Below are 6,132 nucleotides of genomic sequence, written 5' to 3'. Positions count from 1 at the left end.
GAGGACCTCCAGGGCGAGGGTGTGGGTGCCTTCAGCAGCTCCACACTCAGCCCGGAGGTCCTCCCTGGATCAAGCACCCTCACGGGTGTGTCGCCCTGCACCAACCTGCCCGAGCAGTACACCTAGGCGTCGCGCGTGAGCATCCGGCTCGTGGTGATCCCGCCACCGATCGCCATGTAGCACAACGCCCGTAGTGTGCTGCTGCCCGGATCGCCCCACGTCATCGGGTCGCGCAGCACGTCGGCGCCGGCGGAGAAGCCCGTCGTCAACAGGTAGGGCTGGAGCCAGTCGAGCGCGGGGATCGCGCCGAGCACCCCGAACACGATGAGCCCACCGAGCACGGACGCGAGCACGACCAGCGGGTGCTCGGTGAACGCCGAGATCGCCAGCGCGATCGCACCGACCGCGGCGAGCTGCCCGACCGTCCACAGCGCGGCGATCCCGACGCGGCCCATGGCCTCGCCGAAGCCGAGCGTGGTACCGGACAGGGTCACGAGCGTGCCGTCGGCACCACCCACCACGACGAGCCCGGCGAGCACCCCGACGACGGCGACGATCACCGTGGCCACCACGGCCACGACGAGCACGCCGAACGCCTTCATCACGACGAGCCGGCCACGTCCGACCGGTGCCAGCAGCAGGCTGCGCAGCGTGCCGTGGGCGGCCTCGCCCGCGATGGCGTCGGCCGCGGCCATGGCGACGGCCAGCGGCAGCAGCAGGGCCAGCATCAGTGTCATCGCCGCGACGGGCAGGACGAGCCCGTTGCCCGCGATCGCGCCGATCAGCCCGCCCCCGGACCGGTCGGCGACGACGACGACACCGATCGCGATCAGGATCGGGACGAGCGCGAACAGGCCCAGCATGACGAGGGTGCGCGGCCTGCGCAGCACCCAGCGCAGCTCCGCGGCCAGCAGCCGGCCCATGGGCGCGGACCCGCGGTGCGGCGTCGTGGCGCTCTCGACCAACGTCATGGCGACTCCTCGGTCAGGCGCGCGAACAGCTCTTCCAGCCGGGCCCGGCGCCGCCGGACCTCGTGCACCCCGACATCCGCCCGGACCAGCAGCGCAACGACCTCCGGGGCGGGTGGGCCGCCGTCGGCGACGACGATCCCGTCGCCCTCCCGGAACGCCGTCGCGCCGATGCCGCGCAACGCCTCCAGTGCGGTGTCGACGTCGGGTGTCGTGACGACGAGCCCGCCGGTCCCGGCCTCCAGCAGCGCACTCAGCTCGCCGGAGGCCACCAGCGTCCCGGCCTGCAGCACCGCGACGTGGGTGCACGTCGCCTCCACCTCGGCCAGCAGGTGCGACGACACCAGCACCGTCGCGCCCCCCGCGTGCAGTTCGGCGATGATCCGCCGGACGTCGCGGGTGCCGGCGGGGTCGAGGCCGTTGGTGGGCTCGTCGAGCACGACCAGCCTGCGCGGCACCAGGAGCGCCGCGGCCAGGCCCAGGCGCTGCTTCATGCCGAGGGAGTAGCCGCGGAAGCGGCGGTCGGCGGCGTCGGCGAGCCCGACCCGCTCCAGTGCGGTACCGACGGCGTCGCGGATCTCGTGGCCCGCGAGCAGCGGCTCGGTGGCCGCGACCCGGCGCAGGTTCTCCCGGCCCGACAGGAACGGGTGGAACCCGGGCCCCTCGACCAGCGCGCCGACGTGCGGCAACGCCTGCTCGGCGGCGTCGGGCACCGCGTGCCCCAGCAGCTCCGCGGTGCCGGCGGTGGGCCGGGTCAGCCCGAGGAGCATCCGGATCAGGGTGGTCTTGCCGGACCCATTGGGACCCAGCATTCCCAGCACCGCGCCGGTGGGCACCTCGAGGTCGATCCCGTCGACGGCGACGGTCTTGCCGAACACCTTGCGCACTCCGCGGACAGCGGCCGCGGGTGCGGCGACCGGAGTGGCCCCCCCACCCGGATCACCGGCGCCGTGTGCGCCGGCGGCGGCGCTCTGCTCGGTGGGGACGGTCACTGCGAGAGGGCCTCGGTGAGTACCTGGGCGGGCACCGCGCCGACCGCGACCCGGCCGTCGGAGGTGATGATCGCCGTCGCCACCGCGGTGTCGATCTCGCGGCCGCTGCCCCAGGGGCCGCTGACCTCCTTGCCGATCGACGACAGGTCGGGGGCGTCGCCGCCGTCGGGCCGGCCCGGGCCCGGCCGGGCCTGCTGCTGTCCGGCGTCGGCCGGCATCGTCGCGATCGTCACCGTGTCCCAGCCGTCGCCGACGACCTTCGGCTCCGGACGCTGCGGCTGCTGCGCGTCACCGGGGCGGTCGGGCGCCTCGGTCACCGTCGCGCCGGGCGGCGGGGTGAACGTGAACATGCCCGCATCCTGGGCCCCGAACTCCAGCTGGGTGAAACCGACCTGCAGCGCCGGGTCCGACGAGCCGTTGGCCAGCACCGTCAGCCGCAGCGGGACCCGCTTCTCCGAGTCGACCGCGACGCGCACCTCGCGCAGCAGCGTCCGCTCCGTCGGCAGCGGGCGCAGCACCAGCTCGTAGGCCGGGCGCCCCGCCACCTCGGCGGTGCCGTCGACCGCGACGGTGCTCGTCGCCCGCAGGTCCGTGATCGCCTTCTGCGCGGCCGCGGCCGGGTCGGTCGCGTGGGCCTGCGGGGTCGTGTGCCCCGCGCCCGCCGCCGTCTTCGTGACGGTCCTGTCCGCGGAGTCCCACGCCCACACGGTCGTGCCGTCGTCGACGATCGTCTTCTCGCCCTGCCCGCTGGGCACCGACAGGCGGCCCCTGCCGGCGCCGTCGGACCACACCTGAGCGGTCGAGGTCCCGTTCGCGGTCTGCGGCACACCCGCGATCGCGGGCAGCCCCAGCGCGTTGTCCAGGGTCACGGTCCCGTGCAGCGGACCCGGGTCCTTCGCCTCGACCACCGACGTCACCAGGTCCTCCGCGCTCACCGGCGGCAGCTCCGGCGCCGCGCCCGCGCCGGCCGGGACGGCCAGCAGGCCCAGCCCCACCGCCCCCGCGACGGCGACCCCCATGCCGACCCGTGCCCAGCCACGTCGTGATGCCATGCGCTCAGCCTGACGCATCGGCCCTGAGAAGCCACTGAGTGCGCTGAGAAGGCTCTGAGTGCGCTGTGGAGGCGCCGAGCGCGCTGTGGAGGCGCCGAGCGCGCTGAGAGTCCGCTTAGCCCGACCCGTGGACATCCGTGCCCGGCGCGGGTGGGGACCAGTAGCGTCCGGCGCGATGGCGAGAGTGCTGGTGGTCGACGACGAGCCCGGGGTGCGCACGGCGCTGCACCGCGGGCTCACCGCCGAGGGCATGGAGGTGGTGTCCGTCGGCGACGGGCAGTCCGCGCTGCGCGCCGCCCTGACCGGCAGCTTCGACGCCGTCGTCCTCGACATCATCCTCCCCGGACTGTCGGGCTACCGGGTCCTCGAACACATGCGGGCCGCCGGCGTCGACACCCCCGTCCTGCTCGTCTCGGCCAAGGACGGCGAGATCGACCAGGCCGACGGGCTCGACCTCGGCGCCGACGGCTACCTCGTCAAACCCTTCTCCTTCGTCGTGCTCGTCGCCCAGCTCAAGTCGATGCTCCGCCGCCGCGACGCCACCCTCGGCCGCACCGGGCAGCGCGTCCGCCTCGGCGGGCTCGTCGTCGACCCCGCGGCCCGCAGCGCCTCCTACGAGGGCAACGCCATGGAGCTGTCGCCGCGGGAGTTCGCGCTGCTGCACGCGCTCGCCAGCAGGCCCGACACCGCCGTCGCCAAGGACGAGCTGCTCCGGCTCGTGTGGGGCGACTCGCAGGCCGCGAGCCGCAACGTCGTCGAGGTCTACGTCGGATACCTGCGACGCAAGCTCGAGGCCGTCGGTGCCGGGCACCTGCTGCGCACCGTCCGCGGCTTCGGCTACCTGGTGGGCTCGGGCACGTGACCCACCCGACCGCGTGACCCGCCTGCGCCGCTGGTGGACACGGCGCTCGCTGCGGTTGCGGATCACGCTCGTCGTCGGGGTCGTGGCCGTCGTCGCGCTGGTCCTGCTGTCGCGGCTCGGTGCCGGGCTCGTGGCGTCCACGCTGACCGGGGCGGCCGACGCCGAGCTGCGTGGGCAGGCGACCACGGTCGCCGCGGACCTGCGCACCGGTGGGGCTGCGGCTGCCGGACCCGGGATCCGGATCGTCGACACCGCAGGCACCCCCGTCGACGGCCGCGGGCCACTCCCGCTGCGCGACAGCGAGATCCATCGCCTCGCCGGCGGGGCGGCGATCACCACGTTCGGCGACGGCGAGTTCCGCCGCTGGCTCGCCGTCCCTGCGGTGGTGCCCGACGGGTCGACCCGGCTCGTCGTCGCCAGCGGGACACTGGTCGGTGGGGCCACCCTGCTGGCCCGCGCCGCGGTCGGGTTCCTGCTCGCGGCGCTCGTCGTCGCGGCCGTGATCGCCGTGGCCGCGTGGGCGGCCACCCGCGCCGCGCTGCGCCCCGTCGACCGCATGCGCGCGGCCGCCGCCGCACTCCCGCCCGGTGCGCGGCTCCCGCTGCCCGAGTCGCGTGACGAGCTCCGCGCCCTCGCCGAGGAGATCAACGGGCTGCTCGCCCGCCGCGACGACGCCGTCACCCGCCTCGAACGGTTCACCGGCGACGCCGCCCACGAGCTCCGCTCACCCGTCGCCTCGATCCGCGCGCAGGCCGAGGTCGCCGTCGCCCACCCCGACCCCGCTCTCGCCGACGACACGTTGCGCGCCATCGCGGACGAAGCGCAACGGCTGACGACGATGCTGTCGGACCTGCTCGCCCTGGCCCGCGCCGACGCCGGCCGCCGCGCCGCCGCCGAACCCGTCGACCTGGTCGCCGCCGTCCGCGCGGCCGCGTCCCGGCTGCCGGCCGCGGGGCCGGTCGTCGAGGTCGTCGCGCCCGCCCCCGCCACGGTCGCCGCGGGCCCCGGCGAGGTCGCGCTCGTCCTGGACAACCTGCTGGGCAACGCGGCCCGCTACGCCCGCACCGTCGTCCGCGTCGCCGTCCTGCCCGCGGGCCGGTGGGTGCGCCTGATCGTCGACGACGACGGCCCCGGCATCCCCGAGGACGACCGCGCCCGGATCTTCGACCGCTTTACCCGTCTCGCCCCCGAACACGCCGTCGACGGCGGCGGCGCCGGGCTCGGCCTCGCCCTCGTCGACGGCCTGGTCCGGGGCCGCGGCGGGACCGTCGTGGCCGGGGCGGCCCCGGGCGGCGGCGCGCGACTGGAGGTGCGCTGGCCGGTCGCCGGCTGAGCTTTGCGACCATCACCGGGTGCCCGCCGAACGCCTCTCCTACGTCGTCACGGCCGGGCCCCGCACCGTCGCCGGGCTGCTCCGCGACGCCACCGTCGCCGCCGCCGCCCTCGCCGCTGCGGGCCACCGCTTCGCCACCGACGTCCGGCTCCTCGCCCCCGGCGACCAGGTCCGGCTCGGCGTCCGCGGCGTCCCGTGGCTACCGGTCCGGTTGCCCGCGGTCACCGTCGTCGACGAGGTCTCACCGACCCGCATCTCGACGTCGCTGGTCCGTGGCCCGCTCCACGGCCTGACCCATGTCACCGACCTCGTCGACGTGCCCACGGGCACCCGCGTCACCGACACCCTCACCTGGCGCGCCCCCTTCGGCCCGCTCGCCGACCCGCTCGTCGTCCGTCCGCTCCTGCGTGGCGTCCTGGCCGCGCGGGCGGCGGGCCTGTCGTCGGCGGTGGCCGGCGTCGCGGGCGCCCGGGTCGTCGTCGCGACCGCGCTGATCGTCGACGGCCGGGTCCTCGCCGCCCGGCGCACCCGCCCGGCGGCGCTCGCCGGACGGTGGGAGCTGCCCGGTGGGAGCGTCGAGGCGGGCGAGGGGGAGGCCGACGCCGTCGTCCGGGAGTGCACGGAGGAGCTCGGCGCCGACGTCGAGCCGTGCGGCAGGCTCGGCACCGACCTCCCCATCGACGCGGGCCTGCTGCGCGTCCACCTCGCCCGGCTGCGCCCCGGCTCCGCTGCGCCGCAGGCCCTCGACCACGACGCGCTGGCGTGGGTGGGGCCCTGCGAGCTCGACGCCCTGCCCTGGGTCGACGCCGACCGTGCCGTCCTCCACGACCTCCGGGCCGCCCTGACCCGCGGCCCCTGACGGGTGGTGGCCCTCCGGGGCGGTCGTGTGCGGCTGCAACCGATCGTGGGGCGGGGGGAACCGGGC

The 6,132-nt window shown here is 76.2% G+C and carries 6 protein-coding genes; 3 read left to right on the top strand and 3 right to left on the bottom strand.

From position 1 onward, the window contains the following. Positions 1-122: 122 nt before the first annotated feature. Genes AB7F12_RS05130 through AB7F12_RS05120 form a run of 3 tightly spaced genes read right to left on the bottom strand, consistent with a single transcriptional unit; the run spans position 123 to position 3,012 of the window. A complete protein-coding gene (locus tag AB7F12_RS05130; RefSeq protein ID WP_428502025.1) occupies positions 123-971 on the bottom strand; it encodes an ABC transporter permease subunit in 849 nt (282 codons plus the stop codon). Next, positions 968-1,960, bottom strand: coding sequence for an ABC transporter ATP-binding protein (locus AB7F12_RS05125; protein WP_428502026.1), 993 nt, complete (start codon positions 1,958-1,960; stop codon positions 968-970). The genes AB7F12_RS05130 and AB7F12_RS05125 overlap by 4 nt, the downstream gene beginning before the upstream one ends. After that, on the bottom strand, positions 1,957-3,012 hold the full coding sequence (locus tag AB7F12_RS05120; RefSeq protein ID WP_428502027.1) for a LolA family protein: 1,056 nt from the start codon (positions 3,010-3,012) through the stop codon (positions 1,957-1,959). The genes AB7F12_RS05125 and AB7F12_RS05120 overlap by 4 nt, the downstream gene beginning before the upstream one ends. A gap of 175 nt (positions 3,013-3,187) precedes the next feature. Between AB7F12_RS05120 and AB7F12_RS05115 the strand changes: the two genes are divergently transcribed. Genes AB7F12_RS05115 through AB7F12_RS05105 form a run of 3 tightly spaced genes read left to right on the top strand, consistent with a single transcriptional unit; the run spans position 3,188 to position 6,066 of the window. Continuing rightward, the gene (locus AB7F12_RS05115; RefSeq protein ID WP_428502028.1) at positions 3,188-3,874 is read left to right on the top strand and encodes a response regulator transcription factor; all 687 of its coding nucleotides are present in this window, start codon (positions 3,188-3,190) and stop codon (positions 3,872-3,874) included. A gap of 13 nt (positions 3,875-3,887) precedes the next feature. Beyond that, the gene (locus AB7F12_RS05110; protein WP_428502029.1) at positions 3,888-5,207 is read left to right on the top strand and encodes a sensor histidine kinase; all 1,320 of its coding nucleotides are present in this window, start codon (positions 3,888-3,890) and stop codon (positions 5,205-5,207) included. A 19-nt stretch (positions 5,208-5,226) separates the two neighbouring features. After that, positions 5,227-6,066: an NUDIX domain-containing protein gene (locus AB7F12_RS05105; RefSeq protein WP_428502030.1), complete on the top strand. Its 840-nt coding sequence runs from the start codon at positions 5,227-5,229 to the stop codon at positions 6,064-6,066. The last annotated feature ends 66 nt before the right edge of the window (positions 6,067-6,132 follow it).

Source organism: Pseudonocardia sp. (assembly GCF_050250275.1).
In the GTDB taxonomy this organism is placed as follows: Bacteria; Actinomycetota; Actinomycetes; order Mycobacteriales; family Pseudonocardiaceae; genus Pseudonocardia.
Note: the sequence above shows the minus strand (reverse complement) of the source record. Positions and strands in the feature narration are given on the sequence as shown.

Excerpts from the sequence above, each read along its gene's own strand:
- AB7F12_RS05130 (WP_428502025.1), bottom strand. The coding sequence starts at position 971 with ATGACGTTGGTCGAGAGCGCCACGACGCCGCACCGCGGGTCCGCGCCC.
- AB7F12_RS05120 (WP_428502027.1), bottom strand. The coding sequence starts at position 3,012 with ATGGCATCACGACGTGGCTGGGCACGGGTCGGCATGGGGGTCGCCGTC.
- AB7F12_RS05115 (WP_428502028.1), top strand. The coding sequence starts at position 3,188 with ATGGCGAGAGTGCTGGTGGTCGACGACGAGCCCGGGGTGCGCACGGCG.